Annotated in this window: 29 protein-coding genes and 1 tRNA gene; 10 read left to right on the plus strand and 20 right to left on the minus strand. The window is 71.4% G+C overall.

The annotated features are described in order from the left end of the window. The first annotated feature begins 67 nt into the window (after positions 1 to 67). Positions 68 to 1,564: an MFS transporter gene (locus tag ACZ6TU_RS30155; RefSeq protein WP_467677917.1), complete on the plus strand. Its 1,497-nt coding sequence runs from the start codon at positions 68 to 70 to the stop codon at positions 1,562 to 1,564. Between the two features lie 146 nt (positions 1,565 to 1,710). After that, positions 1,711 to 2,469 carry a TetR/AcrR family transcriptional regulator gene (locus ACZ6TU_RS30160; protein ID WP_467677915.1) on the plus strand — a complete coding sequence of 253 codons (759 nt, stop codon included), beginning with the start codon at positions 1,711 to 1,713 and terminating at the stop codon, positions 2,467 to 2,469. Between the two features lie 23 nt (positions 2,470 to 2,492). Here the strand turns inward: ACZ6TU_RS30160 and ACZ6TU_RS30165 are convergent, their stop codons facing one another. Continuing rightward, on the minus strand, positions 2,493 to 2,963 hold the full coding sequence (locus tag ACZ6TU_RS30165) for a PPOX class F420-dependent oxidoreductase (protein WP_467677913.1): 471 nt from the start codon (positions 2,961 to 2,963) through the stop codon (positions 2,493 to 2,495). Between the two features lie 10 nt (positions 2,964 to 2,973). Beyond that, entirely contained in the window at positions 2,974 to 3,336 is a 363-nt protein-coding gene (locus ACZ6TU_RS30170) for an STAS domain-containing protein (protein WP_469552171.1), read from the minus strand. A gap of 208 nt (positions 3,337 to 3,544) precedes the next feature. On the opposite strand from ACZ6TU_RS30170, the gene ACZ6TU_RS30175 reads away from it, so the two are divergent. Together ACZ6TU_RS30175 and ACZ6TU_RS30180 are read left to right on the plus strand one after the other, a co-directional pair. After that, positions 3,545 to 4,267, plus strand: a complete 723-nt coding sequence (locus ACZ6TU_RS30175; RefSeq protein ID WP_467677909.1) for an ANTAR domain-containing protein — start codon at positions 3,545 to 3,547, stop codon at positions 4,265 to 4,267. A 57-nt stretch (positions 4,268 to 4,324) separates the two neighbouring features. Then, positions 4,325 to 5,026, plus strand: coding sequence for a GAF and ANTAR domain-containing protein (locus tag ACZ6TU_RS30180; RefSeq protein ID WP_467677907.1), 702 nt, complete (start codon positions 4,325 to 4,327; stop codon positions 5,024 to 5,026). Here ACZ6TU_RS30180 and ACZ6TU_RS30185 read toward each other — a convergent pair. The 3 genes from ACZ6TU_RS30185 to ACZ6TU_RS30195 all read right to left on the minus strand — a co-directional run bounded on the left by ACZ6TU_RS30185 (position 5,009) and on the right by ACZ6TU_RS30195 (position 8,961). Then, a complete protein-coding gene (locus ACZ6TU_RS30185) occupies positions 5,009 to 5,830 on the minus strand; it encodes a YceI family protein (RefSeq protein WP_469552173.1) in 822 nt (273 codons plus the stop codon). The genes ACZ6TU_RS30180 and ACZ6TU_RS30185 overlap by 18 nt on opposite strands. A gap of 88 nt (positions 5,831 to 5,918) precedes the next feature. Then, a complete protein-coding gene (locus ACZ6TU_RS30190; RefSeq protein WP_467678218.1) occupies positions 5,919 to 8,375 on the minus strand; it encodes an MFS transporter in 2,457 nt (818 codons plus the stop codon). Positions 8,376 to 8,472: 97 nt separating this feature from the next. Further along, positions 8,473 to 8,961: a MarR family winged helix-turn-helix transcriptional regulator gene (locus tag ACZ6TU_RS30195; RefSeq protein WP_467677903.1), complete on the minus strand. Its 489-nt coding sequence runs from the start codon at positions 8,959 to 8,961 to the stop codon at positions 8,473 to 8,475. 215 nt (positions 8,962 to 9,176) lie between these two features. Between ACZ6TU_RS30195 and ACZ6TU_RS30200 the strand changes: the two genes are divergently transcribed. Continuing rightward, positions 9,177 to 9,374, plus strand: coding sequence for a hypothetical protein (locus ACZ6TU_RS30200; protein ID WP_467677901.1), 198 nt, complete (start codon positions 9,177 to 9,179; stop codon positions 9,372 to 9,374). A 354-nt stretch (positions 9,375 to 9,728) separates the two neighbouring features. Here ACZ6TU_RS30200 and ACZ6TU_RS30205 read toward each other — a convergent pair whose 3' ends face one another. The 8 genes from ACZ6TU_RS30205 to ACZ6TU_RS30240 all read right to left on the minus strand — a co-directional run bounded on the left by ACZ6TU_RS30205 (position 9,729) and on the right by ACZ6TU_RS30240 (position 14,378). Continuing rightward, entirely contained in the window at positions 9,729 to 10,634 is a 906-nt protein-coding gene (locus ACZ6TU_RS30205) for an RNA polymerase sigma factor SigF (protein ID WP_243380166.1), read from the minus strand. Positions 10,635 to 10,970: 336 nt separating this feature from the next. Beyond that, the gene (locus ACZ6TU_RS30210; RefSeq protein ID WP_467677899.1) at positions 10,971 to 11,837 is read right to left on the minus strand and encodes an RNA polymerase sigma factor SigF; all 867 of its coding nucleotides are present in this window, start codon (positions 11,835 to 11,837) and stop codon (positions 10,971 to 10,973) included. Between the two features lie 177 nt (positions 11,838 to 12,014). Next, positions 12,015 to 12,308, minus strand: a complete 294-nt coding sequence (locus ACZ6TU_RS30215; protein WP_467677897.1) for a Dabb family protein — start codon at positions 12,306 to 12,308, stop codon at positions 12,015 to 12,017. Further along, positions 12,308 to 12,484, minus strand: a complete 177-nt coding sequence (locus ACZ6TU_RS30220) for a hypothetical protein (RefSeq protein WP_467677895.1) — start codon at positions 12,482 to 12,484, stop codon at positions 12,308 to 12,310. The genes ACZ6TU_RS30215 and ACZ6TU_RS30220 overlap by 1 nt, the downstream gene beginning before the upstream one ends. 116 nt (positions 12,485 to 12,600) lie before the next feature. Next, positions 12,601 to 12,685, minus strand: a tRNA-Ser gene (locus ACZ6TU_RS30225). A gap of 45 nt (positions 12,686 to 12,730) precedes the next feature. Further along, positions 12,731 to 13,162, minus strand: coding sequence for a tRNA adenosine(34) deaminase TadA (gene tadA / locus ACZ6TU_RS30230; RefSeq protein ID WP_467677893.1), 432 nt, complete (start codon positions 13,160 to 13,162; stop codon positions 12,731 to 12,733). A 74-nt stretch (positions 13,163 to 13,236) separates the two neighbouring features. Continuing rightward, entirely contained in the window at positions 13,237 to 13,779 is a 543-nt protein-coding gene (locus tag ACZ6TU_RS30235) for a tRNA adenosine deaminase-associated protein (RefSeq protein ID WP_467678217.1), read from the minus strand. 275 nt (positions 13,780 to 14,054) lie between these two features. Further along, entirely contained in the window at positions 14,055 to 14,378 is a 324-nt protein-coding gene (locus tag ACZ6TU_RS30240) for a hypothetical protein (RefSeq protein ID WP_469552177.1), read from the minus strand. 131 nt (positions 14,379 to 14,509) lie between these two features. Here ACZ6TU_RS30240 and upp point away from each other — a divergent pair, with 131 nt between their 5' ends. Continuing rightward, positions 14,510 to 15,145 (plus strand): uracil phosphoribosyltransferase, encoded by a 636-nt coding sequence (upp, locus tag ACZ6TU_RS30245; RefSeq protein ID WP_467677889.1) that lies wholly within the window; start codon positions 14,510 to 14,512, stop codon positions 15,143 to 15,145. A 50-nt stretch (positions 15,146 to 15,195) separates the two neighbouring features. Here upp and ACZ6TU_RS30250 read toward each other — a convergent pair whose 3' ends face one another. Beyond that, positions 15,196 to 15,813, minus strand: coding sequence for a LytR C-terminal domain-containing protein (locus tag ACZ6TU_RS30250; protein WP_467678216.1), 618 nt, complete (start codon positions 15,811 to 15,813; stop codon positions 15,196 to 15,198). Positions 15,814 to 15,934: 121 nt separating this feature from the next. Further along, entirely contained in the window at positions 15,935 to 16,231 is a 297-nt protein-coding gene (locus ACZ6TU_RS30255) for a type II toxin-antitoxin system VapB family antitoxin (protein ID WP_003991361.1), read from the minus strand. A gap of 106 nt (positions 16,232 to 16,337) precedes the next feature. On the opposite strand from ACZ6TU_RS30255, the gene ACZ6TU_RS30260 reads away from it, so the two are divergent. Then, positions 16,338 to 17,936: a helicase HerA-like domain-containing protein gene (locus ACZ6TU_RS30260; RefSeq protein WP_469552180.1), complete on the plus strand. Its 1,599-nt coding sequence runs from the start codon at positions 16,338 to 16,340 to the stop codon at positions 17,934 to 17,936. 28 nt (positions 17,937 to 17,964) lie between these two features. Here the strand turns inward: ACZ6TU_RS30260 and ACZ6TU_RS30265 are convergent, their stop codons facing one another. The 5 genes from ACZ6TU_RS30265 to ACZ6TU_RS30285 form a co-directional block, all read right to left on the minus strand. Beyond that, positions 17,965 to 18,111 (minus strand): hypothetical protein, encoded by a 147-nt coding sequence (locus ACZ6TU_RS30265; protein ID WP_467677885.1) that lies wholly within the window; start codon positions 18,109 to 18,111, stop codon positions 17,965 to 17,967. An 80-nt stretch (positions 18,112 to 18,191) separates the two neighbouring features. Beyond that, complete coding sequence (locus ACZ6TU_RS30270; protein ID WP_467677883.1) at positions 18,192 to 18,530, minus strand: hypothetical protein; 339 nt, start codon at positions 18,528 to 18,530, stop codon at positions 18,192 to 18,194. A 31-nt stretch (positions 18,531 to 18,561) separates the two neighbouring features. After that, on the minus strand, positions 18,562 to 19,125 hold the full coding sequence (locus ACZ6TU_RS30275) for an HdeD family acid-resistance protein (protein WP_467678215.1): 564 nt from the start codon (positions 19,123 to 19,125) through the stop codon (positions 18,562 to 18,564). Between the two features lie 867 nt (positions 19,126 to 19,992). Continuing rightward, positions 19,993 to 20,586 carry an HhH-GPD-type base excision DNA repair protein gene (locus ACZ6TU_RS30280; RefSeq protein WP_467677881.1) on the minus strand — a complete coding sequence of 198 codons (594 nt, stop codon included), beginning with the start codon at positions 20,584 to 20,586 and terminating at the stop codon, positions 19,993 to 19,995. 58 nt (positions 20,587 to 20,644) lie between these two features. Continuing rightward, positions 20,645 to 21,367: a siderophore-interacting protein gene (locus tag ACZ6TU_RS30285; RefSeq protein ID WP_469552181.1), complete on the minus strand. Its 723-nt coding sequence runs from the start codon at positions 21,365 to 21,367 to the stop codon at positions 20,645 to 20,647. Between the two features lie 81 nt (positions 21,368 to 21,448). Here ACZ6TU_RS30285 and ACZ6TU_RS30290 point away from each other — a divergent pair, with 81 nt between their 5' ends. Genes ACZ6TU_RS30290 through ACZ6TU_RS30300 form a run of 3 tightly spaced genes read left to right on the plus strand, consistent with a single transcriptional unit; the run spans position 21,449 to position 24,634 of the window. Further along, positions 21,449 to 23,551 carry a penicillin acylase family protein gene (locus ACZ6TU_RS30290; RefSeq protein ID WP_469552183.1) on the plus strand — a complete coding sequence of 701 codons (2,103 nt, stop codon included), beginning with the start codon at positions 21,449 to 21,451 and terminating at the stop codon, positions 23,549 to 23,551. Then, on the plus strand, positions 23,544 to 24,152 hold the full coding sequence (locus ACZ6TU_RS30295) for a GNAT family N-acetyltransferase (protein WP_469552185.1): 609 nt from the start codon (positions 23,544 to 23,546) through the stop codon (positions 24,150 to 24,152). Before ACZ6TU_RS30290 ends, ACZ6TU_RS30295 begins: the two co-directional genes overlap by 8 nt. After that, positions 24,149 to 24,634: a cupin domain-containing protein gene (locus ACZ6TU_RS30300; RefSeq protein ID WP_467677873.1), complete on the plus strand. Its 486-nt coding sequence runs from the start codon at positions 24,149 to 24,151 to the stop codon at positions 24,632 to 24,634. Before ACZ6TU_RS30295 ends, ACZ6TU_RS30300 begins: the two co-directional genes overlap by 4 nt. Positions 24,635 to 24,659: the final 25 nt, after the last annotated feature.

Genomic DNA, 24,659 nt, shown 5'->3' on the forward strand with positions numbered 1-24,659 from the left:
ACCGCCCTTCTCCGTTGCTCGATTACTCGGTTGTACAGCGTATGGGAAGTGTTCTACGGTGTACAGCATGACGACGTCCCCCCAGGAAGAGGCCCCGCCGCAGACGGCGCACGGCGGCCACCCCCAGCGCTGGCTGATCCTCGGTGTCATCTGCCTCGCGCAGCTCACCGTGCTGCTCGACAACACGATCCTGAACGTGGCGATCCCCTCGCTCACCCGCGAGATGGACGCGACGACCGCCGACGTCCAGTGGATGATGAACGCCTACTCACTGGTGCAGTCCGGCCTGCTCCTCACGGCGGGCAACGCCGCCGACCGCTACGGCCGCAAGCTGCTGCTGATGTCGGGCCTGGCGATCTTCGGTGTGGGCTCGCTGGTGGCCGGACTCTCCCAGAGCCCGGCCCAGCTGATCGCGGCCCGCGCCGGCATGGGCGTCGGCGGCGCGCTGCTGATGACCACGATCCTCGCCGTCGTCGTGCAGATCTTCGACGACAAGGAGCGGGTCAAGGCCATCGCGCTGTGGTCCACGGTCAGTTCGCTCGGTTTCGCGGCCGGGCCGCTGATCGGCGGCGTGATGCTGAACCACTTCTGGTGGGGGGCGATCTTCCTGATCAACATCCCCGTCGCCGTGCTCGGCCTGATCGCGGTCGCCGCACTCGTGCCGGAGTCCAAGCACAAGGCGGGCGACCGGCCCGACCTGGTCGGCGCGGTGCTGTCGACCATCGGCATGACGGCCGTCGTGTACGCGATCATCACCGGCCCCGAGCACGGCTGGACCTCCGCGCAGGTGCTGGTCTCCGCGCTGATCGGCATGGTCGTTCTCGGCCTGTTCGTGACGTGGGAGCTGCGGATCGAGCACCCCATGCTCGACATGCACTTCTTCCGCAACCAGAAGTTCGTGGGCGCGGTCGCGGGCGCGATCCTCGTGGCCTTCGGCATGACGGGCTCGCTGTTCCTGCTCACCCAGCACCTCCAGTTCGTACTCGGCTACGAACCGCTGGACGCCGGTCTGCGGACGGCGCCACTGGCGCTGACCGTGGTCGCGCTCAACTTCACCGGACTCGGAGCGAAGCTGGTGCTCAAGGCCGGCACGCCGGCGGCCATCGCGCTCGGTATGAGCCTGGTCTCGGCCGGGCTGGCGGCGATCGCACTGCTGGGCGGGCACGGGTACGGCGGGATGCTGCTCGGCCTGGTCGTGATGGGCGCGGGTGTGGCGCTGTCCATGCCTGCCATGGCCAACGCGATCATGAGTGCGATACCGCCGGAGAAGGCGGGTGTGGGAGCGGGGATCAACGGGACGCTCGCGGAGTTCGGCAACGGCCTCGGTGTGGCGGTGCTCGGTGCGGTGCTCAACTCTCGGTTCGCGTCGCTGGTCGCCGTATCGGCGGCGTCGTTGCCGGCGGCGCTGGCCGCGGCGGACAGCGCTGAGGAGAAGGCGCGTATCTCCGACGCGTTCGCCTCCGGGCTGGAAACCAGCCAGTTGGTGGGGGCGGTGGCTGTGCTGGCCGGGGGATTGGTCGCGGCGGCGTTGCTGCGGCGGGCTGAGCGGGCAGAGTCCGCCTAACAGCTCGGACGGCTGGGTAGTCGGGCGACTGCGGGACCGTTGTGGCTGGTCGCGCCCACGCGGCGGAGCCGCAAGTCGACACAGCCCCGCGTCCCCAGGAAGCGCGTCTAGCATGAGCGGCATTGCAAGATTGAGGAAGGTGCGCCATGGCGAAAGCGGCTCGGGCGAGTCAGCCGCGGACCAGCGTCTGGCTGGAAAGCACAGCGCACCGGCGGCGCGGTGGTGGACAGCCCTCGGGGCTGGACCGCGCACGCATCATCGAGGTCACCGTCCGGCTGCTCGACGCCGAGGGGCTGGCCAAGTTCTCGATGCGGCGGCTGGCCGGTGAGCTGGACGTCACCGCGATGTCCGTCTACTGGTACGTCGACACCAAGGACGACCTCCTCGAACTCGCGCTGGACCAGGTCATGGGCGAGATGCGGCTGCCCGATCCGGACGCCGACGAGGACTGGCGGGACGAGGTGCGGGCGCTGGCCCGGGAGTACCGGACGCTGCTGGTGCGGCACCCCTGGGTGTCCGCGCTGGTCGGCGTCTTCCTCAACATCGGCCCCAACAACCTGGCGTTCTCCCGGGCCGTACAGCGCGTCGTGCGCAGGACCGGGCTGCCCGCGAAACGACTGACGAGCACGATCTCGGCCGTCTTCCAGTTCGTCTACGGCTACGGCACGCTGGAGGGCCACCTCTCCACCCGGGCCGCGGCCGGCGGCATGACCGTGGACGAGTACTTCCAGCAGGCCCTGAGCACGGTGACCGCGGCCCCGCAGGCCGCCGACGTCATCCAGGAGTCCCAGGAGATCATGGCGGCGCGCGGCGGCGACACGGTCGCCGAGATGCTGGAGCGCGATTTCGAGTTCGCGCTGGAACTGCTGATCGCGGGCATCGAGGCGATGGTCGCCCGGGAGTGAGGCGCCTTTGGCGGGCGGACCGGCTACTCCCCCTCGGCCAGCCGCGCCGGGAACCCACCCGTCGCCACCGGCCCCCACCGCTCCGGTGTGATGCGAATGATCGACTTGCCCTGCTTGAGCATCGCCGCGCGGTACTCGTCCCAGTCGGGGTGCTCCCCGGCGATGTTCCGGTAGTACTCCACGAGCGGTTCGACGGAGTCGGGCGTGTCGACGACCTCGGCCGTGCCGTCGATCTGGACCCAGGGGCCGTTCCAGTCGTCGCTGAGCACGATCAGGCTCACCCGGGGGTCCCGCTTGGCGTTGCGGGTCTTGGCCCGCTCCGGGTACGTCGAGACCACGATCCGGCCGGAGTCGTCGACCCCGCAGGTCAGCGGTGAGCCCTGGGGGCCGCCGTCGGTCCGCCGGGTCAGCAGGATGGCGTGGTGACGGGGGCGTACGAAGTCGAGCAACTCGTCGAGGGAGACGCGAGTGTTCGTAGCGATGTTCGGTGCCATGCCGGGCAGCCTACGACGCCATGGCCTCGGCGAGGTTGTCGTACACGGGCACGTCCCGGCGCAGGCCGGTCAGCTCCAGTACGCGGTTCGTGACGCCGTCCGGCCGGGCCACCAGGCGCATCCGGGCCCCGGGGCGCAGCCGGTGGCGGATGTCGTTGATGAGGCGGACGCCCTGGGAGTCCATGAAGCAGGTCGCGGTGAGGTCGAGGACGAGCACCTCAAGGCGGTCACCACGGGCCTGAGCCTCGGACATGACGAGCGGAAGCAACTGCTCCGCGTTGCAGAAGTCGATCTCCGCGGGCATGGTGAGGCGGATGCGGCCGGGCAGGTCTCGCGGTTCGGTGGGATCCGGGAGGAAAGTCACAGCACTCACCTGGCAGACGTTCGTCCGGATTCCGGTAAGGCCGCTTCCTGACCCTCGGGCCCATTCCACCATGCCGGGGCGCGACTGCGGAAGCGCCTGTGGCGGCCGTCGGCCGGGACGTCACCCGGACGCAACCGAGCAGCTAGAGTGCTGTTCGTCCTGTGCTCGCAGTCGGGAATGTGCTGCGGAGCTCTCCTGCGCACGGCCATGGTCGTGCATGCCGAAGAGGTTCGTGGTGGCTGCGTCCGAGTTTCCTGATTTGCCCCGTTTCAAGGTCGGTTTCGAGCTGGCCGAGGCCCTGACGGTGGCGTCTCAGCAACTGCACGAGACCCCCACACGGCACAACACGCTGCGCACGGCGGTCCGGCTGGCCGTGCACATCATGCCCGGTGCCGAGCACGCCGGCATCTCCGAGATCGAGCGCGGCAACAAGTTCCGTACGCTCGCCTGGACCGACGACGTCGTGCGCTCCGCCGAGGCCCGGCACGGCGGCCGGGAACCGCACAGGCACTGGGACCAGTTGTGGAACAGCCCGGTGGCGCGGATAACGGACAGCGAGGACGACGACGGCTGGGACGTGCTGTCGGCCCTGGGGCTGCGCTCGGCACTGTCGCTGCGGCTGCGTGCCGACCGCCGTCGGCTGACCGTGCTCACGGCGTACGCGCGTAAACCCGGCGCCTTCGACGAGGACGCGACGCGCATCGGCCGGCTGTTCACCACGCACGTCAGCATCGCCCTGGACTCCGCCACCGTGCGCGAGCAGCTCACCGAGGCCATGCACACCCGGGACCTGATCGGCCAGGCGACCGGCATCCTCATGGAGCGCCAGGGCATCGACGCGGCCGCGGCCTTCGAGAGCCTGGTGCGGGCCTCCCAGCGGGAGAACGTGAAACTGCGCGACCTCGCCCGCCGGATCGTCGGCACGCACAATTCCACGTAGGGCACCGAGAGTTAGGGCGGGGGCGTTAAGGGACGCCGACGGGATACCCGTACGTTCATGAGCTCCGAGACGTCCGACACGCTGGACCAGGCGATGGTGCGCAGCAGCGGTCTCGACACCCTGCTGCGCGATCTGACCGACCGTGCGGTGCAGGAGGTGGCCGGCGCCGCCGCGTGCAGCATCACGGTGAGCCGCGGCGGACGGCTGCTCACCCTGGCCGGCAGCGACGGCCTGCCCAGTGGCCTGGACCAGCGTCAGTACGAGAACGGCTCGGGTCCCTGCGTCGAGGCCGCCGAGACCGGCGCCGAGCAGTACGCCCCCGACCTGGCCGACGAGTCCCGCTGGCCGGCGTACACGCCGTACGCGCTGGCCAACGGCGTCCGGTGCGTACTCGCGGTGCCGCTCGCCGTCGAGGGCGAGACGGGAGCGGCGATCAACTACTACGGCCTGCGGCCCGGGGTGCTCGGCACGGACCGGGACACGGCCCGGACCTTCGCGGCCCGGGCGGGCGACGCGATCGACGTGTCGCTGCGCATCGAGCACCGGCGCCAGTCGGCGGCCGACGTGCGCACCGCGCTGCTCTCGCGCAGCGTCATCGACCAGGCGATCGGCATCCTCATGGCCCGGGAGCGGATCGACGCCCGGGACGCGCTGGAGCGGCTGCGCCGCGCCTCGCAGCACCGGAACGTCAAACTCCGGGACCTGTGCGGCCAGCTGGTGGCGAAGGTCTCCGCCCCGGCCTCAGGCGGCCGGAAGTGACTCGCCCTGCACGGCCTGGATGTCCAGCTCCACCTTGAGCGTGGTGCCGATGGCGGCGATGCCGGCCTGGAGGACCTGGTTGTAGTTCATCGCGAAGTCCTCGCGGTGCAGTTCGGTCGTGGCACGGAACGCCGCGCGGGTGCCGCCCCACGGGTCCGGGCCCGTGCCGAGGTAGGCCAGGTCCAGGTCGACCGGCCGGACGACGCCGTGCATGCCCAGCTCGCCGTGCACGGTCCACCGGTCGGACCCGGTCGCCGTGAGCCCCGTCGAGCGGTAGGTGATCTCGGGGAACCGCTCGACGTCCAGGAAGTCCGGCGACTTCAGGTGCCCGTCGCGTGTGCCGTTGCCGGTGTCGATGGACCCGGCCCGGATCACCGCCTCCACACGCGACTTCGTGACGTCGTCCGGGGCGATCTCGATCGAGCCGGAGAACTCCGTGAACCGGCCGTGCACGCTGGAGATGCCCAGGTGCTGTGCCACGGCGGCCACGCTGGAGTGCACCGGGTCGACGGTCCACGGCCCCGGTGGTGGCAGCTCGGTGCCGCCCTGCCGCGCCAGCGTCACCGTGCCGACCTCGGCCCGGCCGCTCGCCGTGACGATCACGCTGGAGGCCGCGGGCGCGTAGCCGACGGCGGTGACGATGACGGTGTACGCCCCCGGCTCCAGCGGCGTCGCGTCCCGGACGGCGCCCTCCGCGTCGGCCTCGGCACGCAGCGCCTGCGCACCGGTCATGTCGGCCACGGTGACGACCGCGTGCGACACGGCCCAACCGTCCCGGGTACGGATCCTCGCGGTCAGTCCCATCTCAGCTAACTCCTCGGAATGAAACCGGCCCGTGGCAGGGGCGCGCCTCCGCTCGGAGCGCGCCCACCGCCACGGGCCGGGGTCGGTACTACTCGCCGGGGTGGGCGAGTTCGATGTCGTGGGCGTCGGTGCCGGGGCCCGTGACCGTCAGGGCGGTGGCCACCGGCGGGTAGCCCGTGGCGATGACGGTGTACTCGCCGCCGTCCAGGTCGGTGAAGGCGTACGCCCCGTCCGTGCCGGTCGTGGCCGACCCGACGACGTTGCCCGCCTGGTCGACCAGCGTCACCCGGGCGTCGGCCAGCGGGCCGTGCGGGGCGCGGACGACACCCTGGACGCGGGCGCCCGAGTCCAGGTCGATCTCGACCCGGGTGACCCCGGTGCCGCCCACCTCGACGGGCAGGGCGCGCGGCCGGTACCCGGTGGCGTTCACCGCGACGGTCACCGCCCCCGGCACCAGCTCGGCGAAGGAGAACTCGCCCTGCTCACCGGTGGTTCCGGTGGCCAGCAGATCCCCGCGCACATCGGTCACGATCACCATCGCGTCCTTGACAGGCTGCCCGCCCTCGGCGGCCCGCACCAGGCCGGTCAGCCCGCTGGTGCCGCTGAGCAGGATGTCGTAGGCGACCGGCTCGCCGTTCACCACGACCGTGGACGCCTGCGGCTGGAAGCCGTCGGCGGAGGCGATCAGGACGTACGACCCGGAGCCCGGGGCGTCCACCGCGTACGAACCGTCGGCCTGCGCCACGGACCGGCCCAGCTGACGTCCTGCCAGCGAGATCAGCGTGACGGCGGCCCGCGGCACGGGCGCGCTCTCGTTGCCGCGGACGAAGCCGCGCACCGGCACACCGCCCCCACCGGACGCGGGCTCCTCGGCCCGGGCCACCGTGGCGACGGCGGCGAGCCGCTGCGTGCCCTCGGGCCCGGTGCCGTCGGCGGCCTCGGTGTCCGCCACGGCCCAGCTCGGCAAGGCCTTCTCCGCGGTGGGTGCCTCGGAGGCCACCTCGGAGGGAGCCTCCGCGTCGGCGTCCGCCGCCTGCGCCAGCCCGCCCTTCGTCTTCAACGGGACCTCCTTGATGAACAGCGACACCAGCAGTGCGAGCAGCGCCAGCGGGGCCGAGTAGAGGAACACGTCCGCGACACCGTGGCCGTAGGCGCTCTCCACGACGGTGCGGATCGGCGCGGGCATCGCGTCGAGGTCGGGGATGCCGCCACCGCCGGTGCCGGCGTGGCCGAGGGCCGCGCCCTTGGCGCCGAGGCCGGCGAGGCCGTCCTTGACGTAGTCGGTGATCTTGTTGCCCAGGACCGCGCCCAGCGCCGAGACGCCCACGGCACCGCCCAGGGACCGGAAGAAGGTCACCGTGGAGCTGGCGGCACCCAGGTCGCCCGGCTCCACCTGGTTCTGCGTGCAGAGCACCAGGTTCTGCATCATCATGCCGATGCCGAGACCCAGCAGCGCCATGAAGATCGCTATGTGCCAGTACTCGGTGTCGTACCGGATCGTGCCCAGCAGCCCGAGCCCGGCCGTCACCAGCACACCGCCGCCGAGCAGCCACCCCTTCCAGCGGCCGGTCCGGGTGATGACCTGGCCCGAGACGGTGGAGGAGACGAACAGGCCCGCGATCATCGGAATGGTCATGACGCCGGACATCGTCGGCGACTTGTCCCGCGCCAGCTGGAAGTACTGGCTGAAGAACACGGTCCCCGAGAACATCGCGACACCGACGAACAGCGAGGCCACGGAGGCCAGCGTGATGGTGCGGTTGCGGAACAGCCGCAGCGGGATGATCGGCTCGCTCGCCTTCGCCTCGATCAGGACGAACAGCGCCAGCAGCACGACCGAGCCGCCGACCATCGCGTACGTCTGCCACGACACCCAGTCGTACTTGTCACCGGCGAAGGTCACCCAGACCAGCAGCAGGCAGACGGCCGCGGTGATGAAGAAGGCGCCGGCCCAGTCGACCTTGACCTTCCGCTTCACGACGGGCAGGTGCAGGGTCTTCTGGAGCACGATCAGGGCGATCACGGCGAAGGGCACGCCGACGTAGAAGCACCAGCGCCAGCCGAGCCAGTCGGTGTCGGTGATGACACCGCCGACCAGCGGACCGCCGACCATGGCCGTGGCGAAGACGGCGCCCAGGTAGCCGTTGTAACGCCCGCGCTCACGCGGCGAGATCATCGCCGCCATGATGATCTGGGCCAGCGCGGACAGACCGCCCATGCCGATGCCCTGGACCGCGCGGAACGTGATGAGCATGCCGGGGTTCTGCGACATGCCGGCCGCCGCCGAGCCCAGCACGAAGACGACCAGGGCGAGCTGGATCAGCAGCTTCTTGGAGAACAGGTCGGCGAGCTTGCCCCACAGCGGCGTGGACGCGGTCATCGTCAGCAGGGACGCGGTCACGACCCAGGTGTAGGCGCTCTGGCCGCCGCCGAGGTCGCCGATGATCCGGGGCAGGGCGTTGGAGACGATCGTCGACGACAGGATCGCGACGAACATGCCGAGCAGAAGGCCGGTGAGGGCCTCCATGATCTGCCGGTGCGTCATCGGAGCGCCGCCGTCGGAGGAGCCGTGGGAGCCTCCCCCGTGCTTGGCATGAGCCCGCACACCGGCTGGTGTGGTCGTTGCCATGGGCTTCCTTTTCTTACGTGCTTGCGGGTGTACGGGTGGTCTGTTCGACAGCGGGGGGTGCCGCCCGGGGCGCGGGCCGGCAGTCGAAGCTCTTCCGCAGCCGCGCCATCAGATCCGTGAGCCGGCCGACGTCCTCGTCGGTCCAGTCGCTCAGGCGCTCGGCGAGGACCTCGGTGGTCCGCCGGGACAGCTCGTCGAGCTGTGCGTGGCCCGCGGGCGTGAGGCGCAGGATGCGGGAGCGCTTGTCCGCGGGGTCGGGGGAGCGTTCGATCCAGCCCCGGGCCACGACGTGCGCGACATGGCGGCTGGTGACCGACATGTCCACCGCGAGCAGCTCGGCGAGCTTGCTCATGCGCATGTCGCCGTGACGGCCCAGCAGTGTCAGCACGGTCGCCGACCCGCCGGGGCACTCGGCGGGCATGATCCGGCCGAGCTCCCGCTTCACGGCGCCGAAGGCACTGAACTGGCGGACCAGCTCTTCGTACTGCGCCCTCTCGGCCATGACACCTCCCGCTTTCGTTGCTTAGGGCAACCATAGGAGAGGTTGGTTGCTACAGGCAAATAAAAAAGGTGAGCGCGGTATAAAAAGTTGGCAAAGGCAAGTATTGCGGCAGTAAATGTGCAGGTCGTGAGGCTTGGGGGTGGAGCCGGGTGGGACTGAGCGGAATGCCAACCCCCACTTGGGGAGCCCCGGCGTTTTCGCTAGGGTCTCGGGCCATGGCTAACAACCAGGCCCCCCAGGGCAACCACGACCCCGCCGGCAGCACCCAGATGTTCCGCGCGTTCGTCGACGAGGCGCCGCAGGGGCGGCAGGCCGCGCCGACGAGCGGTGGCGGGCCGCGTATCGGTCTCATCCTCGGCGTCGTCGTCGCCGTCGCGGTGATCGCGGCGGTGGCGTGGCTGGCCCTGGGCTGACGCCGCCGGCCGTGCGGCGCGTACGGCGGTTCTACTGAAACCGGGGGCTGTCCGGTTGCCCGGCGTCGCTGCCGGTGCGGGGTGGGCCCGCAGCCGGGCGTTGCGGGGTGCTCGGCGCTGCCGCTCAGGCCGGGCGGGTCCGCGGCCCGGCGGAGCGGGGTGCCTCCCCCAAGCTCTTCGAGCAGGGGGTACCCCCAGCGCCCACCCGTGCCGCCCTGGGGGCACCTCCCAGGCCCTTAACGGACAGTCAGTCGGTACCCGACCCCATCGCGCCGTTCCGAGGACGGGCACGCCCCGGCGCGTCCCCGACCCACCTGCACCGCGATGGGTCGGGGTGCGCTCAGTCCGACGCGCTCAGTCCGAGATGAGGCCTTCCCGGAGCTGCGCCAGCGTCCTCGTCAGCAGGCGGGACACGTGCATCTGCGAGATGCCGACCTCCTCGCCGATCTGCGACTGAGTCATGTTCGCGAAGAACCGCAGCATGATGATCCGCCGCTCACGGGGCGGCAGTTTGGCCAGCAGCGGCTTCAGCGACTCCCGGTACTCGACGCCCTCCAGGGCGCTGTCCTCGTACCCCAGACGATCCGCCAGCGAGCCCTCGCCGCCGTCGTCCTCCGGCGCCGGCGAGTCCAGCGAGGACGCCGTGTACGCGTTCCCCACCGCCAGCCCGTCGACGACGTCCTCCTCGGACACCCCGAGCACGGACGCGAGTTCGGTGACCGTCGGCGAGCGGTCCAGCTTCTGCGAGAGCTCGTCACTGGCCTTCGTCAGCGCCAGCCGCAGCTCCTGAAGCCGGCGCGGCACCCGCACCGACCACGACGTGTCGCGGAAGAACCGCTTGATCTCACCCACGACGGTTGGCATCGCGAACGTCGGGAACTCGACGCCCCGTTCGCAGTCGAACCGGTCGATCGCCTTGATCAGCCCGATCGTGCCGACCTGGACGATGTCCTCCATCGGCTCGTTGCGGGAGCGGAACCGCGCCGCCGCATACCGCACCAGCGGCAGGTTGAGCTCGATCAGCGTGTCACGGACGTACGCACGCTCGGGGCTGTCCTCGTCGAGCGCGGCCAGCCGCAGGAACAGGGAGCGGGACAGGGTGCGGGTGTCGATGGCCCCCGTGGCCACAAGCGCCGGGGCGGGCTCGGTCGCGAGCTCGGCCGGAACGTCGTCGATGGGGCCAAGTGAGTCGAGAGCATGGGGAGCTGTGTCGCTCTCCGCGAGCGTGAGCACCTTCGAGCTGCCCTGTTCTGCGGACATGCCACCCCCTTTGGGTCGCGGGACGGTCGCGGCGGACGCTCCCGTCTGAGGAACGCAGCCTTCACCTGAATACCGGAGCCGAAGCCCCGGCAAACGCGCTTCCCGCAGAATGTCACATGTCGGCAACACGCTGTAGTGACATGTCGACATCTGAGACGCCAATCCGCCCTGCAAACAAGGGGTCTGACGACTTTTCGGCCTGCAACTGTCGGGAAACGCCCTGATGAGTGATTCGCTCGTCACGGTTAGCATTCGCAACTGTTTGCGGTTACGTGCCGAGAGGGTTCGCGGCCGCCCATCACCCCGGTTCGCAGCCACCCGCCCCCGGGTTCGCGGCTACGCGTCGATCCGGTTCGCAGACCGCAACCGCTGGAAGCTACGTGCGAGTAGCCGCGAGACATGCATCTGTGAGACGCCGAGTTCCGCACTGATCTGAGACTGCGTGAGATTGCTGTAGTACCGCAGCAGCAGAATCCGCTGCTCCCTTTCGGGCAGTTGTACGAGCAGGTGCCGTACGAGATCCCGGTGCTCCACCCCGTCCAGTGCGGGATCCTCGTAGCCGAGCCGGTCCAGCAGCCCCGGCATCCCGTCGCCCTCCTGCGCGGCCTCCAGGGAGGTCGCGTGATACGACCGCCCGGCTTCGATGCAGGACAGCACCTCGTCCTCGGTGATGCGCAGCCGCTCGGCGATCTCGGCCGTGGTCGGGGTGCGCCCGAAGGCGGTCGTGAGGTCCTCGGTCGCGCTGTTGACCTGCACCCACAGCTCGTGCAGCCGGCGCGGCACATGGACCGTACGGACGTTGTCGCGGAAATAGCGCTTGATCTCGCCGACCACCGTCGGCATCGCGAACGTCGGGAACTGCACGCCCCGGTCCGGGTCGAAGCGGTCGATGGCGTTGATGAGCCCGATGGTGCCGACCTGGACGACGTCCTCCATCGGCTCGTTCCGGGAGCGGAACCGGGCGGCCGCGTAACGCACGAGCGGGAGGTTGGCCTCGATGAGCGCCCCGCGCACCCGGTCGTGCTCGGGCGTCCCCGGCTGGAGTTCCTTGAGCTGCGCGAAGAGGACCTGCGTGAGGGCGCGGGTGTCGGCGCCGCGGCTCCGCTGGGGAGCCGGTTCCGAGGATGGTGCCTGAGGTGCGGTACTGGCCAGCACGGTCAACTCCACCTCGTCATCCGTCAACCCATCCGTCAGCTCTTCCATCAAAAGCGGTCATAGCATCACAACACATGAGCACTGTGTGCAAGCACCCCATAAGTACGTGTTGAGGGATGAAATACCGCATAGATGCGCACCGACAATGGACCGGCGGCGGGTCGGCAACGGGCCGACAACGGAAGAACCCCCCGTCGGGACGACGGGGGGTTCGAAGCGGCGGGCTCAGAACTCGTAGTCGGCGATCACCCACGTGGCGAACTCGTGCCACAGCGCGACACCCGCCTGGTGGTCGGGATGCTCCACGTACCGGCGCAGCGCGTCCGCGTCGTCGAAGGCCGAGTTGATGGCGAAGTCATGGGCGATGGGGCGGTCGCTGACGTTCCAGCCGAGCTCCCAGAAGCGGATCTCGGGGATCGCGCCGTCGAGGGCGCGGAAGGCCTCGACGCCCTTCACGACCCGCGGGTCGTCGCGCTCGACACCCTCGTTCAGCTTGAAGAGGACCAGGTGGCGGATCATCACTTTCCTCCGTTGGCGACCCACGTAGCGAAGTCGCCGAGGGCCCGGGCGGCGTCCGATATGCCCTCGAACCCTATCTGGACGTAGCCGGCGGCCGTCTTCGGGTCCGTGATGATCACGTACAGCGCGAAGACCACGACGACGTAGACGGCGACCTTCTTGGCGTTCACCGCCATCGCGGCCTCCCCTGTCACTGGTGTCTCAAACAGGGCACATGATCGCACGAAGGGCCGATCACACGAAGGGGCAGATCGCACGAAAGGCCCCGTCCGAGGACGGGGCCTTTCTCAAGCGGTAGCGGAGGGATTTGAACCCTCGGTGACTTGCGCCACACTCGCTTTCGAGGCGAGCTCCTTCGGCCGCTCGGACACGCTACCGAGGGAGACCTTACAGCAAGGTGCGGCGTGCTTTGAAATCGGTATTCAGCGACCGCGGAAGAACTCGGTGAGGGCTCTGGCGCACTCCTCGGCGAGCACGCCCTCGATCACCTCGGGCCTGTGGTTGAGCCGCCGGTCGCGGACGAGGTCCCAGAGGGAGCCGGCCGCGCCGGCCTTGTCGTCGCGGGCGCCGTAGACGAGCCGGTCGACGCGGGACTGCTGGATCGCGCCCGCGCACATGGTGCAGGGCTCCAGCGTCACCACGAGGGTGCAGCCGGCGAGCCGCCACCGGCCGAGCGCGGCCGCGGCCCGCCGCAGGGCGAGGACCTCCGCGTGGGCCGTCGGGTCGCCGCCGGCCTCGCGTTCGTTGTGCCCGGCCGCGAGCACCGTCGTGCCGTCCGGGGCCAGCACGACGGCTCCGACGGGGACGTCCCCGCCCCGGACGGCCTCGGCGGCTTCGTCCAGGGCGAGTCGCATCGCGGGCCGCCAGGGGTCCCGTACCGGATCCGGCGGGTCCGGCGAGTCCGGCGGTCCAGGGGTGGTGCGAGCGGTCAGCGGACGGTCTCCAGGGTCTCCGAGGCGCCGAGGGCCTCGGCGATCTCCGTGACGGCGTCCGTCGCCAGCGAGCGCAGCTCCTTCTCGCTCACGCCGAGGTCGTCCAGGATCTGGGCGTCGCCGACCGGGCCGTGCGGCACGGCCTCGCCGGCTCCGGCGACCGCGTCGCCGTCGCCGTCGTCGGCATCGTCGTCGTCGGAGTCACCGTCCTCGGTGCCGTCGAGGTCGAGGGCGTCCAGGTCGTCCCCGTCGTCCGGGTCGCGTCCGAGCAGCTCGTCGGTGAGCAGGATCTCGCCGTAGCTGCTGCGGGCAGCGGCGGCGGCGTCCGAGACGTAGATGCGAGGGTCCTCCTCGCCGTCCACGCGGACGACCCCGAACCAGGCGTCCTCCTGCTCGATGAGCACGAGCACCGTGTCCTCGTCGGGGGAGGCTTCACGGGCCAGGTCGGCCAGATCCGACAGGGTTTCCACATCGTCGAGCTCTGTGTCGCTCGCTTCCCACCCGTCTTCGGTGCGCGCGAGCAGTGCGGCGAAGTACACCGTGACTCTCCCACTGGTCATAGGCATGCCGGTTGGGGGTCCCCCCGGCGGAGGTTGAGGGCGGGGAGTGCTCGTCCGAGCCCCACCCACTCGGAATCGTGGCAGAAACAAGGCGTTCAGGGGACGTCTTCGGCTCCCTGTGTCCAGCAGTTTTGATCGCACGCTCGTTGCCGCCACCTGCGGATCGTACGCGGCTTTCCCCCGCTCCACGCACGGTCACCTCGGCAACGTCATTGCGGTTCGTGATCTTCCCCGGGGGTTTCCTCACCCGTTTCCTACCAGCGGAACGTGCGCATGCGCATCGCGTGCCGCAGCCGGGCGACTTTGACGCGGCGCGGCTGGACGCGGTCGCGCAGCTCCCGGGCCTCGGCCAGATCGCGCAGGAACCGGGCGCGCCGCCGACGGCGCTCGGCGTCGGTCTCGCTCGTCCCGTCCGTCGCACCGGCCCTCTGGGCCTGGTCGGTCCGGGCAGTCTCGTCGGTCCTGCCGGTCCTGCCGGTCCTGCCGGTCCTGCCGGTCTTGTAGGTCTTGTAGGTCTCCGGGTCCGTCGCGGGCTGTGCGCGCGGCGACGGAACGTCTCGGGAATCCCGGTCGGGCATCAGGCTCACCACCCCCAGTCCGTCCTTCCCACTTTCCCCGGACGGGCGGTTTGACGCCGGCGAACGGGTGACGGGCGGGCGGCGGCCTTGCCGCGCGGCCGGGGTCACCGGGCCCGGTTACTGTTGTGGACATGCGTCTCCACGTCGTCGACCACCCCCTGGTCGCCCACAAGCTCACCACGCTGCGCGACCAGCGCACCGACTCCGCGACCTTCCGCCGTCTCGCCGACGAGCTGGTCACCCTGCTCGCCTACGAGGCCACGCGCGACGTGCGCACCGAACAGGTCGACATCCAGACGCCGGTGGCCACGACCACGGGCGTCAAGCTGTCCCACCCGCGTCCGCTGGTGGTGCCGATCCTGCGGGCCGGCCTCGGCATGCTGGACGGCATGGTCCGGCTGCTGCCGACCGCCGAGGTGGGCTTCCTCGGCATGATCCGCAACGAGGAGACGCTCCAGGCCTCCACGTACGCCACGCGCATGCCGGAGGACCTGTCGGGACGACAGGTGTACGTGCTGGACCCGATGCTCGCCACCGGAGGCACGCTGGTCGCGGCGATCCAGGAGCTGATCCGGCGCGGCGCCGACGACGTGACCGCCGTGGTGCTGCTGGCCGCGCCGGAGGGCGTCGAGATCATGGAGCGCGAGCTGGCGGGCACCCCCGTGACGGTCGTGACCGCGTCGGTCGACGAGCGCCTGAACGAGCACGGCTACATCGTGCCGGGCCTCGGCGACGCGGGGGACCGGATGTACGGGGCCGCCGAGTAGGTCCCGGAAGCTGGACCCGGGCGGTTCAGCAGCCCTTCTGCCTGAGCTGCTCAGCAGCCCTTCTTCGACGACGGCGCCGGCTCGGGCCTGGCCAGCTCGGTCAGGGCCCGGTCGGCGTCCGGCTTCTTCGCCAGCTCCTTGAAGCCGTCGCCGATGACGAGGTCGACGGCAGCGCCCTTGCGGGCCGCCTCGGTACGCCGTTCGGCGCCCGGGAGCTGGGTGCCGAGCACCGGCAGCGAGGTGTCGAGGGCGGAGGCGGGGCCGAGCAGCAGGCCGGTGCCCTTGACCCTCTTGTCGTACTGCTCGGTCGCGTTGCCCACGTCGCCGATCTTGAAGCCGCGCTTCTTCAGCTCGTCGGCGGTCTTCTTGGCCAGGCCGCTGCGGGTGGTGGCGTTGAGCACGTTGACCGTGATGGCGCGCGGTTCGGGCAGGGGCTTGGCGCTGGGCGAGGGACTCGCCTTGGTCTCGGGGGCGCAGTCCGTCCCGCTGCCGGCGGCCGAAGCCTTTCTGCCGCCGCCGGTGAAGACGTCGATGAGCTGCAACGTGCCCCAGCCGCCCACGCCGAGCACGGCGGCGGAGGCGACTACGAGGACGACGAGCCTGCCGCGCCGCCGGGGCCGGCGCATCCGCGGGTACTTGTTTCCCTTGATGCGGTATTTGCCGCCCATGCCGGGGGGAGTCAGCATGCTCATGAACGCAGCGTAGTGCGCCTGGGCGACGATGCCTACTAGATGATCATTCGACGTCGCCCAGCAGAACCCGAAAGGGTCAACCCGTGACCGGCGGAGGTCAGTCGAGTTCGAGCACGCGCGCGTGCAGCACCTGGCGCTGCTGGAGCGCCGCCCGCACCGCGCGGTGCAGGCCGTCCTCCAGGTACAGATCGCCCTGCCACTTCACGACGTGCGCGAAGAGGTCGCCGTAGAACGTCGAGTCCTCGGCGAGCAGCGTCTCGAGATCGAGCTGCTGTTTCGTCGTCACGAGCTGATCGAGGCGGACCGGGCGCGGCGCGACGTCCGCCCACTGCCGGGTGCTGTCCCGGCCGTGGTCGGGGTACGGCCGGCCGTTTCCGATGCGCTTGAAGATCACACGGAAAGCCTACCGGGCGGGACCTTCCGGGCGCAGCCGTGGCGACGGAGTGCGACGCTGAAAAAAACCCCACAAGGCGGTGCATACCGGGAGCAGGGGCGTGTATATGCCGGACCGCGAGACCAAGCCGTCGGCCCGCGCACCCGAGGTGTCCGCCCGCGCCGCCGCTCTTCCCCAGGAGGTCCTGCGGATCGCCTCCGGCTACGCCTTCTCCGGCCCCGCCCTGCATCTGGGCGCCCTGCTGTGGGACGGGCAGTGCCTGCCGGACGCGCAGATCCGGGTGCCGCTGGCCATGCTCAACCGCCACGGCCTGGTCGCGGGCGCCACCGGCAGCGGCAAGACCAAGACGCTCCAGCTGGTCGCCGAGCAACTGTCCGCCCAGGGGGTGCCCGTCTTCCTCGCCGACATCAAGGGCGATCTCTCCGGGATCGCCGTGCCGGGCCGCTCGGACGCCCGGGTCGAGGGCCGGGCCGGGGACGTCGACCAGCGGTGGACGGCGACCGGCTTCCCCGCCGAGTACTACGCGCTCGGCGGCATCGGCCAGGGCATCCCGGTCCGGGCGACGGTCACCGGCTTCGGCCCGGTGCTGCTGTCCAAGGTGCTGCGGCTGAACCGGACCCAGGAGCAGTCCCTCGCGCTGATCTTCCGCTACGCCGACAGCAAGGGCCTGGAGCTGGTCGACCTCAAGGACCTCAGGGCGGTCGTGACCTTCCTGACCTCGGACGAGGGGAGGAAGGAGATGAGGACGATCGGCGGTCTCTCGGCGGCCACGGCCGGGGTGATCCTGCGGTCCCTGACGTCCTTCGAGGCGCAGGACACGTCGGGTTTCTTCGGTGAGCCGGAGTTCGACACGGCCGAGCTGCTGCGCACGGCGGAGGACGGGCGGGGCGTGGTCTCCGTGCTGGAGCTGAGCGCCGTGCAGGACAGGCCGCAGCTGTTCTCGACCTTCCTGATGTGGTTGCTCGCCGACCTCTTCCATGATCTGCCCGAGGTCGGCGACGTCGACAGGCCCCGGCTGGTCTTCTTCCTCGACGAGGCGCACCTGCTCTTCGACGACGCCTCCGAGGCGTTCCTGGAGTCGATCACGCGGACGGTGCGCCTGATTCGCTCGAAAGGGGTCGGGGTCTTCTTCGTGACGCAGACACCGGAGGACGTACCCGGCGACGTCCTCGCCCAGCTCGGCAACCGCGTCCAGCACGCGTTGCGCGCCTTCACCCCCGACGACCAGAAGGCCCTGAACGCCACGGTGAAGACCTTCCCGAAGTCGCCCTACGACCTGGAGGAGGTCCTGACCACCCTGGGGACGGGCGAGGCGGTGGTGACGGTGCTGAGCGAGAAGGGCGCGCCCACCCCTGTCGCCGCGACCCGGCTGCGAGCGCCCGAGTCGCTGATGGGGCCGGTCGGGAAGGAAGCTCTGGACCGGGCGGTGGCGGGGTCGCCGCTGTACGAGCGGTACGCGCGGGCCGTGGACCGGGAGTCGGCGTACGAGTGGCTGGCGGGTGGCCGGGGGGCTAAGGGGCCGGACGAGATGCGGGACGTCGCCGGGCGTGGGGAACGCGGGGAAGAGCGGCCGTCCGTCGTGGAGCGGGTGGCCGACAGCGGGGTGTTCAAGTCGCTGGCCCGGTCGGTGGGGACGCAGATCGGGCGGGAGATCACGCGGTCACTGTTCGGGACGGCACGGCGCTCGGGGCGGCGGAGGCGCTAGTTCGGCCGCCTCCGCCACCGAGGATCGGTCAGCCGCGTTCCCTTCCCTTCCCGGGCTGCTGTCGCTCTCCCGTCTGCGGCTTGGGCTGGGACTGGGGCTGGGGTGGCTTGGGGGCGGTGCGGACGGCCTCGGCGCGCAGGAGGGCGCGCAGGACTGCGTACGGGTCTTCGAGCATGGCTGTGTTCCTCGTTCCGTATTGCTGCGTATTGCTGCGTATTGCTGCGTACGGGCTGACGGGACCGGAGTCCGGTCCCGTCAGCAGCGCAGGACTTCGGAACGCAGGGGGCGAGGGTCGTGCCGTGGGCCCGGCGGCACGGGCGCGGGACGCGGCGCTGCGTACGCGGGTCCGGGACTTGGGAGCGGGGCGGGGCGCAGGGCGACGGCCGTGCGCCGGGTGCCCCGGGCCGGTGGGCGCAGGGCGGTGTCGAGGACGTCGCACTCGACGGCCGTGCTCCCCCCGGAGACGGTGGTCGTCTGCCCTGTGTGCGCTTCGGCGTGCACGCCGGACACGAGCAGGACGAGCAGCAGGACGAGCACCCGCGGCCATGTGTTCCGGCGGGTGCCACGGGGGGCCGGCTGGGGTGCGGGGTTCACGGGAGGCGGCTCCCCGTGGTGCGTATGTCGTTCATCCCACCGGCTGCGAGATCCGCTCGCTCGGCGTGTGGCGGCCCCGTATGCGCAGGGCCGTGACGATCTCGACGGCGCCGACCGCGAGCAGCGAGCAGCCGCCGACCAGGGTGAGGACGGCGACGGACTCGAAGGGCGCGTCGATGAGGACGATGCCGGCGACGACGGTGAGGATCCCGAGGAAGATCTGCCAGCCCCGGGCGGGCATCGCCGGGTCGTGGGCGGCGGCCAGGGTCTGGGTGATGCCGCGGAACAGCCAGCCGATGCCGATCCAGAGGGCGAGCAGCAGGATCGACTGCATGGGGCGGCGGAAGCAGAACAGGCCGAGCAGGATCGAGAGTGTGCCGCTGATGAACGCGAGGACGCGCAGGGCTGTTGTGCGGTGGGTGCCGAAGGCGGAGGCGAGCTGGAGGACGCCGCTGACGAGCAGATAGAGCCCGAACAGCACCCCGGCGGCGAACAGGGACGCGCCCGGCCGGACCAGGATGAGAAGCCCCAGCACGAGGGAGGCGGCCCCGGTGACCAGCACGGTTTGCCAGGCGGCACGGGAGAGCTGGTGCAGGGGCCCGGGGAAGGGGGACTCCGGCTCGTGACTGCCTGAGGGCGGGCTCGCGGTGTGCGTCCCCTGGAGGGAGCCGGCGCCCCGGGGCGCGTGCGGGTCGTGCGGCCAGTGGCCTTGTGCGCCGGGCGGGGTGGGGGCGTGCGGGTTGGGCAGAGTATGACCGGGCCGTTCGTGGGTGTGAGGGCCGTCCGGCCCCGGGCCCTGGGGGACGTGGGGTTCCAAGCCCTGGGGCGGGCGGGTCATGTGCCCGTGGGAGGGGCCGCGCTCCGGCTCCCACGGGGAGCCGCTCGGTGGCTCGGTCATGGTCCATGCTGGGACCGGCTGGGAAGGGCTCGCCACCTGGGGCGGGCCGTGCGGTTGATGTCTGTCGTCCGGGGCGGGCCGCTTGGCTGATGCCTACGGCCTGGGCGGGCCTGTGGCTTACGACCGAGACCTGAGCGCGGCCGCGTGGCTGACGCCCGCGACGTCGGGCCTCTGGCTCACGCCCGCGACATGGTCGGGCCTCTGGCTGACGCCCGGGACGTGGCCGGGCCTCTAGCTGACGCCCGGGACGTGGCCGGGCCTCTGGCTGACGCCGGGAGCTGGGGTGGGCTGTGTGGCTGGCGCCTGTTGTCTGGGGCGGGCCTGTGGCTGACGCCCGCTGTCTGGGCGGGGGGCGTGGCTGACGCCTGTGACTCGGGTCGGCCGTGTGGCTGACGGCTGCGACTTGGGCGGGCCCGCAGCTGACGTCCGCCTCCGGCCGCGCGGTTGACGTCCGCCATGGGTCCGGCCGCGCGGTCGACGCCCGTCACTCGGGCCCGGCCGCGCCGCTGGCACCCGCCGGCTGCGTCGGGCCTCGCGGCTGGCACCCACGTACCCCGCAGGAACCTACTTTCCGGCCGCCTTCGCGGCCTTGGCCGCTGCCTTCATCTCCTGTTTGTGTGCTCGCACCTTGGCCAGCGACTCGGGGCCGGTGATGTCGGCGACCGAGCGGAAGGACTTCGGCTCGCCGTAGGAGCCCGCGGCCTCCCGCCAGCCCGTCGGCTGCACGCCGAGCTGCTTGCCGAGCAGGGCGAGGAAGATCTGGGCCTTCTGCTTGCCGAAGCCGGGCAGCTCGGCCAGTCGCTTCAGCAGTTCCTTGCCGGTGGCGGCGTCCTTCCAGACGGCCTCGGCGTCACCGTCGTAGTGCTCGACCAGGTACTGGCACAGCTGCTGGATCCGCTTGGCCATGGAGCCCGGGTAGCGGTGCACCGCCGGCTTCCCGGAGAGCAGCGCGGCGAAGGCCTCGGGGTCGTGCGCGGCGATCTCGTGCGCGTCCAGGTCGTCCGTGCCGAGCCGCTGGGCGATGGTCGCCGGGCCCTTGAACGCCCACTCCATCGGGATCTGCTGGTCCAGCAGCATCCCGACCAGCGCGGCGAGTGGACTGCGCCCGAGCAGCGCGTCGGCCTCGGGTTCCTGGGCAAGGTGAAGAGTGACGTCCATGTCCCGATCATCCCCCGGCACGGGCCCGGCCGCGTCCGGAGCCCGGCCCGCGCGGGGCTTAGGTCGCCCGCCAGTAGCCCAGCGCGTGCACCCGCTGCTTGGGCAGGCCCAGTTCCTTGCGGACGTATGCCGCGAGCGACCGGGTCGTCGCCGTGTCGCAGGCGATCCAGACGTACGGGTCGCAGGCCCCCTGGAGCAGGCCGGGCAGGTCCGCCTTCACCTGGTCGACCAGGTGGGCGCCGGAGTCCTGGCGCGGCACCTTGCGCAGCTCGTGCCGGGCCGGGTCGGTGCGGAACGGCAGTTCCTCGTCGCCGCCCTCGAACCAGACGGTGGCGGGGGCGGAACCCAGCGCGTCGAGCAGGGAGTTGATGGCCGGCAGCGAGGCCGGGTCGCCGACGGCGAAGACGTGGGAGGGGGCGGGGTCCGGGTGCTCGAAGCCGGTGCCCTGGACGGTCGCCTCGATGGTGTCGCCGGGCTTCGCCGCCCTGGCCCAGTCGCTGGCGCGGCCCTCGTGCAGGGCGAACTCAAGGCTGAAGGCCCCGGCCGCCGGGTCCGGGTCGACCAGGGTGTAGGCCCGCTGGTGGGGCTTGCCCGCGTTGTCGAACCACAGGCGGACCCACATGGTCGGGTGCACGCCGGTCGCCGCGAGCAGACCGCCGTCGGTGAGGCGCAGCCGCCGGTAGTCCGGGGTGACGTCCTCCGTGTCGGTCACGGTGAACACGAAATCCTTCGCGCGCAGCAGTTTGAGGACCGCGCCCTCCCAACCCCGCCCCTGCGCCATCCCGTATTCACCCTTCGCGTACGATTTCCGCCACAGCTCTGACTTAGGCAAGGCTAACCTAAAGGAAAGTAGAGGCACAGCGTGGCCACCGAGATCTACCGCGACGCCTGGGGCATTCCGCATCTGCGCGCGGGCAGCGCGGCCGAACTCGCCCACGCCCAGGGCCTCGTCACCGCCCGAGACCGGGCCTGGCAACTGGAGGTCGAGCGGCACCGGGCCCAGGGCACCTCGGCGTCCTTCCTCGGCGAGAGCGCCCTGGCCTGGGACCGGTTCGCCAGACGGGCCGGACTCGACGACACCGCCAGACGCTGCTTCTCGGACCTGGAGCGACGGGACCCAGAGACGGCGGACTGGGTGCGGGCGTACGTCGACGGGGTCAACGCCGGGCTGGCGGAGGGCGCCGACGCGGCCCCCGAGTTCGCCCGCACCAGCCTCACCCCCGGCATCTGGCGCCCCTGGACCCCCCTCGGTGTCTGGCTCGCCATCCACATCCTCTTCGCCGGGTTCCCGGCCAAGCTCTGGCGTGAGCAGGTCGCGGCCCACCTGGACGCGGACGCCATCGGCCTGTTCGCCACCGACGGCCCCGGCACCTCCGGCAGCAACGGCTGGCTGGTGGGCGGCGAACGAACCGTCACCGGGCAGGCGGTCATCGCCGGCGACCCCCACCGATGGATCGAGGACCCCGGCGTCTATCAGCAGATCCACCTCTCCTGCCCGGAGTTCGACGTGGTCGGCCTGGCCGTGCCCGGTGTCCCCGGCATCGCCCACTTCGGGCACACCGGCACGGTCGCCTGGGCCATCACCAACGCCATGGCCGACTACCAGGACCTGTACCGGGAGCGGCTGCGGCGCACCGGTGCCGGGGTGGAGGCCCTCGGCCCGGACGGGATCTGGCACCGGGCGGCCCGGCACACGGAGGTCGTCGAGGTGGCGGGCGAGGAGCCGGTCGAGGTCGAGGTGATCGAGACCGACCGGGGCCCGGTGGTCATCGGCGGCCCCGAGGGACTCGACGACGATCCGTCCGACCCGGCCGACCCCTCCGGCACGCCCGTGGCGATCAGCCTGCGCCACCCGCCCCGCGTCACCGGCGACCTCGGCTTCGGCGCCCTGCTGCCGCTGCTGCGGGCCCGCCGGGTCGCCGATGTGGACCGGGCCTTCGACCGGTGGGCCGAGCCGGTCAACGTCGTCCAGGCCGCCGACACCGAGGGCGGTGTGCTGCACCGCGTCGCCGGGCGGGTGCCGCTGCGCGCCGAGGCCAACCGCCTGCGCCTGGTGCCCGCCTGGGAGCCCGGCCACGAGTGGCACGGCTGGCAGGAGACACCCCGCGCCGGGCTCACCGACGGCGTCGCCGTCATGGCCAACCAGCGCGGCCCGGCCGAACCCCTCGGCATCGAGTTCGCCCCGCCCCACCGCCACGACCGCATCGCCGCGCTGCTGGCCGGCAAGGAGCGCTGGTCCGCCGCCGACATGCCCGCCATCCACACGGACACCCACCTCGCCTCCGCGTCCGCCCTCCTGGACCACCTCCGGGCCCTCGACGCCCTCACTCCGGAGGCCTCCGCCCTCCGGGACCGGCTCCTCGCCTGGAACCGCCGCATGGACGCCGACAGCGCCGACGCGGCCCTCTACTCGGCCGTGCGCGGCGCGGTCGTACGGCAGCTGGCGGCACACCCCGCCTTCGCCGCACTCGCCGCGCCGCCGGCGTACCCGGAGGTGTTCCGGCCCTGGCTCGCCCTCCTCCCGCGCGTCGGCTTCGCCCTCGAACACCTGCTGCGGGCCGAGGAGCTGTACGGAATCGACCGCGCGTCGACCGTCCGCGCGGCGGTCGAGGAGGTGGCCGCCCGGCCACCCGCCGGCGTCTGGGGCGACACCCACCGGCTCGTCCACTGGCGGGCGCTGGAGCCGGAGACGCCGTACGACGAACCGGGGCTGTCCGGCGACCACGACTGCGTGCTGTGCACCTCGGGCGTGCCGGGCCTCACCGATCGCGCCGCGCGCGGCCCGGCGGCCCGGTACGTCTGGGACCTGGCCCGGCGCGAGGACAGCCGCTGGGTCGTCCCGCTCGGCGCCTCGGGGGTCCCCGGCTCGCCCCACCACCGCGACCAGCTCCCCCTGTGGCTCGCCGGCGACCTCGTCCCGGTCGTCACCGACTGGACCCTGCTGAAGAAGGAGACCGATGTCTGACCCGTACGCCTCCCGCACCGCCGTCCACGAGCGGGTGACCGACGGCTTCGGCACCGTCCGCGTCCTGCCGCTGGATCCGGAGGCCGACGCCGGGACGGTCCACCGCTGGGTGAGCGAGGAACGGGCCGCCTTCTGGGGCATGACCGGCCTCACCGAGCGGCAGGTGGCCGAGATCTACGCCCACATGGGCACGCTCACCACCCACCACGCCTTCCTCGTCGTACGGGACGGCGAGCCGGTCGCGCTCCTCCAGACCTACGAGCCCGAGGCGGACCGTGTCGGCGAGTGCTACGACGTCCGCCCCGGTGACATCGGCGTCCACCTGCTGCTCGCCCCCGCCGGCCCGGGCGGTGCGCGCTCCGGCTGGACCGCACGGCTGGTGACCGCTGTCGCCCGGTACGTCCTGCTCGGCCTGGACCGCAGGCGGGTCGTGGTCGACCCGGACGTCCGCAACGAGAAGGCGGTCACCCGTTTCCTCGGACTGGGCTTCACGGCGGGGCCGGTTGTGGTCATGCCGGAGATCGACCTCCCGGACGTGTACCTGCCCGAGAAGAAGGCCCAGCTCGCCTTCCTCGACCGGGAGATACTCTTCCCCGGGTGACGCCCGACGACCTCATCGCCCATTACGGCCTTGAGCCGATCCCCCGCGAAGGCGGCCTGTTCCGCCAGACCTGGGCCGGCCCCGAACGCCCGGACGGCAGACCCGAGGGCACGGCGATCGTGGCCCTGCTGACAGCGGGCCCCGACGACTTCTCCGCCCTGCACCGCCTGCCGACCGACGAGATCTGGCACTTCTACCTCGGCGATCCCCTGGAGCTCCTCCTGCTCGCCCCGGACGGAAGCACGCGGACGGCGGTGCTGGGGCCGGATGTCCTCGGCGGCCAGCACGTCCAGTTCACGGTCCCGGCGGGCACCTGGATGGGCGGCAGGGTGCGCGAGGGCGGGCAGTGGACCCTGTTCGGCTGCACGATGGCTCCCGGCTTCACCTTCGAGGGCTATGAGCACGGGGACGCGGCGGAGCTGACGGCACGCTGTCCGGCAGCGGCCGACCGCATCGCCGAACTGTGCCGACCTGCTTTTTAGGGGCGCGGGGCTGTGTCGATCTGCG

The sequence above is a fragment of the Streptomyces sp. NPDC052064 genome (genome assembly GCF_055585925.1).